4 protein-coding genes are annotated in these 3180 nt (G+C 35.9%); all 4 read right to left on the bottom strand.

Annotated elements, in window-relative coordinates; genetic code table 11:
* Positions 1-399: 399 nt before the first annotated feature.
* Positions 400-798, bottom strand: a complete 399-nt coding sequence (locus PLH43_RS13380) for a type II toxin-antitoxin system VapC family toxin (RefSeq protein WP_324363934.1) — start codon at positions 796-798, stop codon at positions 400-402.
* Complete coding sequence (locus PLH43_RS13375; RefSeq protein ID WP_324363933.1) at positions 795-1040, bottom strand: hypothetical protein; 246 nt, start codon at positions 1038-1040, stop codon at positions 795-797. The genes PLH43_RS13380 and PLH43_RS13375 overlap by 4 nt, the downstream gene beginning before the upstream one ends.
* 152 nt (positions 1041-1192) lie before the next feature.
* Positions 1193-2986 (bottom strand): DUF262 domain-containing protein, encoded by a 1794-nt coding sequence (locus tag PLH43_RS13370; RefSeq protein ID WP_324363932.1) that lies wholly within the window; start codon positions 2984-2986, stop codon positions 1193-1195.
* Positions 2987-2995: 9 nt separating this feature from the next.
* Positions 2996-3180 (bottom strand): restriction endonuclease subunit S (locus PLH43_RS13365; protein ID WP_324363930.1); only part of this gene is annotated, 185 nt, incomplete at its 5' end.

Genomic DNA, 3180 nt, shown 5'->3' with positions numbered 1-3180 from the left:
TTAAAAAGCATTCAACAAAATATTACTGGAAACACTTCTCGGGGTATTGTAACTATCAATTTTTCACGTCCTGGGTTTACGGATATGTAGAAGCACATCAATGGGTTTGTAGAAAAGGGTCTCGTGGGTTCGCAGGCTATCTAAGACACCTGACCATATCAAAAGGAAATATGTCGATTCCATTAAGGTCACGAGTCAACAGAGGAAAACCGAGAAAGCGGTGGATCTGAAAGGAACGGTTGGTAACAATTAAACAGCCAAAGTCAATAGCCACGAACCCTATACGTATCTCGATTTGCTGTTCCGAACCAGAACGGGAAACCCTGTTACCGTATAACCTTAGCTCATCCAGCTATACCGCTAACGGAAAGTTTATGACGATTACGCTCCATACAGATGTTACCCATTGCATTCTATTTTCATCTTCTTACAAATATTTTCCAGTTCTTTATCATTTGTTATTAGCTTACCGCTATTCCTTCTGGCTAGTATTGCGTAGAACAGGTCGTAAGAAGAATGCTTATACCTAATGCTTTCACCAAGCACTTCTTTCCATAAATCTATAGTTTGAAAATAACCATCTATGAGTGCAACTCCATCTTCAACATATTGCTGACACTCGTCAGCTGATAATATTCCAGCCTTATTATAGTTCCATAACACATTAGTGATTTCAGCAATGTACAAATCTGGAGCAATGACCCATGATGACTTTTCATATATTTCAGAAAAGTACTTTTTCCTATCCTTTTTGAGGAGTATTTGAATTGCGGCACTTACATCAAGTACTATTGTCATCTATCTCTATCTTCTCTGATGAGGGCTACATCGTCCAATTCTTGTACCCTTTCAGGTATATTTCTGCTATTGATTTTTTCAAGGAGTTCTTTTCTCCTTTCAATATTGGAAAGATCTTGTCCAAGTCCTTTTTCTAAAATAACAATTACTTGCTGAGCAATTGTTCGATTTTGCTTTCTGGCATAATAAGTTATCTTACGGTAAAGGTCTTCTGGGCAATCTCGTACCTGGAGTAACGGCATATACACACCTCTGCATATAATATACAGCTATTTGTATGCATAATCAAGTCAGCTAATAATCGTAATCGTTAATTTCAATCCGAGTAAAGATCATTTACGCCATAGGGGGAAGCAACCGTATCCTTACCCATTACTCTAACTGAGGCATGCATCTATAGCAATTCAAAGTAATTTCTAATTTTATTAGCCATTAAAAATCTTCTTTCTTTTAAAAAATCTTCATATGTAACAGATGTACCATATAATAATGTAATTGGGATACAATTATCTTTTAGATTTTCTTTAAGCTGCTCTATATCAATGATTGCACCATATTTAGCAGCTTGTGTTTCGCATTGTTTTTTTAATTCTGAAAAATATTTTTCTGGCTCTTTGTCGCCTATTGCTATGTTTATTTCACTTTGTGCCATAACATAATTACCAATTTGATTATACATTCCTCGATTGTAATTCTGCTTTTTTAAGTAATTCTTTGGATAAATGTGGTGAATGTCGCCTTTTAATTCTAGTAAATCCTTTACGGTAATATCCTTTGAAAGGAAGCCCTTATCGTTCATTTTTACCTGTGCGGCAAGAAACACATTAAAAATTGGACTACTTGCTACAGAGGTATCCATACTTTGTGGTAATGCTATTGTCCAATAGGTGTCGGATAATTCGGCAGATATTACATTGTTAATATATTCTTCTGGTCGTTCATACACCCGTCTTATGTCAATATTAAATTGACTTTCTGGTGAACCAGAATAACGGCTTGTTAACACCGACAGCACAAACCATTTCCTTACCAGTTGTTCAATCTTAGCTTGATTATAATTTAATTCTCGTAGGGTCAAATAAAGTATATAGGCAAAATTTAATGCATTTTGAGAACGTATCATCGAACTATCTATAAAACCTGCGGAACGAATAATCATTACAAATCTTTTAAAATGAGTTTCGTTCATAAAATTGAGAACACCCTCACGTAGCGTGTTAAATGCTTCTTCTGCTATTTCTTCTTTATACTGCCGGGTTCCAAAATCTCTACCAGAAAGCAAAGCGACCAGGTCCTGAAGTTGACCACGATGAAACTTTGAAGTAAAAGAAACCCTGAGCATATCTGTATAAGAAGGGTCATATATATCGTCACGATCATCTTTTAACCATGACATTTTTTGAAAATAATCTGTGCTTGTAAATTCTTTGTCATTTTCTTTTAACTGTTTAATAAAATCAGGTTCTACCGCCAGATGACAGAAGTAATCTATAGCCTTTCGGAGTAGATTACCGCCATTTTTTTCATCAACTGCAATCTTCGACATTGCAAAATCTGCCTGATTTAATGTAACACCGGACGAGTTGATACGAATAAATATTTCTGTTATTTCACTAATCTCAAGCTCAGGGCTTAGTTCTATAAGACCTACGGGAATATTGATAATACTCTTAAGTGAGTCAAATGCATTTAATATTTTTTCTTCATTCATTTCAGGATTGTTAGTACAATACTCTTTTAATTTATCTAAAAGCTTGAACTCCGGTGCAAATATTTTAGATATATCAGCAATCCATCTTTTATCCTTTTGAATAGCAGGGTTAGATACTTCAAACATCATTTCATCAGGATTAAAGGCAATTACTATTCGTTTTCTTTGATAATCCTTATCTATGATTTCTTTTCCCAGAAGTGCAGCCATTAATGCGGTTATCCGCTGCTGCCCATCAATAAGAATTTTCTTACCCTTTGATGAACTACCATCCTTTAATCTGACAGTTGGGTTCTGCCAGGCTATAATATATCCTATGGGGAATCCCTTATACAGTGAATCTATTAAATCCCGCACTTTTGAAGCATCCCACACAAAGGGTCTTTGGATTTCCGGAATCGCAATTTCATTACTTGTTACCCAAGAAAGCAGTGTTTGTATAGGATGATTGTTAACAGAAAATTTCTGGATAATCATAGTTAGATATCACTCCTCCCACACCTTAGCAATCACTTTTTTTATCTTCTCCTCGTAGGTTTTCACCATCTCCCGCAGGCTGTCTATCACTCTTCGCTCGGCTTCGATTTTATCGACAATACACTGCTGGACTTCAAGGGGCGGAAGGGGGATTTGGAAGTTTTGTATATCATATGGTGAGATATTACCTTGGG

The sequence above is a fragment of the Acetivibrio sp. genome (assembly GCF_035371925.1).
GTDB lineage: Bacteria > Bacillota > Clostridia > Acetivibrionales > Acetivibrionaceae > Hungateiclostridium.
This window is presented reverse-complemented; position numbering and strand designations above follow the sequence as displayed.